This is a genomic window from Streptomyces alkaliterrae (genome assembly GCF_007097205.2).
GTDB classification, from domain to species: domain Bacteria; phylum Actinomycetota; class Actinomycetes; order Streptomycetales; family Streptomycetaceae; genus Streptomyces; species Streptomyces alkaliterrae.
Genome location: NZ_VJYK02000625.1, coordinates 1 through 947, shown reverse-complemented (window position 1 = coordinate 947; position 947 = coordinate 1). Strand labels below are relative to the sequence as shown.

Sequence of the window (947 nt, the reverse complement as noted above, 5' to 3'; positions counted from 1 at the left end):
GGCCCGCCCTCCACCGACCCGGCCGAGGTACAGCGCCGCACCACCGAGGCCGCACTGCTGCAACTCGGCCACGGCGCCACCGCCGTCCGCACCCACGTGCGGATCGGCGACGTCACCGGCCTCCGGGCCCTGGAAGCCGTCCTCGCCGCACGCCGCGCGCTGCGCGGACTCACCGACCTCACCACCGCCGCCGTCCCCCGCCTCCTCACCGGCGCCGCCGGCGCCGACAGCGCCGCCATGCTGCGCGACGCCGTCAAGATGGGCGCCACCACCGTCGGCGGCTGCCCCGACCTCGACCCCGACCCCGCCGGCTACACCGAGACACTGCTGGAGATCGCCGCCGAACACGGCTGCGCCGTCGACCTCCACACCGACGCCGACGACCCGGCCCGCCTCGCCAGACTCGTCGCCATGACCGCGGGCCTCCGCCCGGCCGTGACCCTCGGCCCCTGCTCAGGGCTGGCCCGGCTGCCCCGACCGGCCGCCGCGCGCGCCGCCGAACAACTCGCCGCCGCCGGCGCCACCGTCGCCGTACTTCCGCAGGGCGGCTGCCCGCTGACGGAGCGTCGCAACCGCGCCGGCGCCGCACCCGTCCGGCTGCTCCGCGCCGCCGGCGTCCGCGTCACCGCCGGCAGCGGCGCCCTGCGCGACGCCGCCAACCCCGTCGGACGCGGCGACCCCCTCGAAGCCGCCTACCTGCTGGCCTCCCACGGCGAGACCGGCCCCGAGGACGCGTACGAGGCCGTCAGCGCCACCGCGCGCGACGTGCTCGGACTGCCCGAGGTGCGCGTCGAAGCCGGCTTCCCCGCCGAACTCCTCGCCGTGCGCGGCCGGAACCTCCCCGGCGCGCTCTCCCTCGCCTACAGCCGCGTGGTCATCCACCGGGGCCGCGTCGTCGCCCGCACCAGCGCGGTACGCGAGTTCTGCGACGCCCAACCCTCCGGCCC

1 protein-coding gene is annotated in these 947 nt (G+C 78.5%); it reads left to right on the top strand.

The genetic code is table 11. From position 1 onward, the window contains the following. Positions 1–947, top strand: a 947-nt coding sequence (locus FNX44_RS27175) for an amidohydrolase family protein (protein ID WP_153507799.1), incomplete at both ends; no start/stop codon positions are given.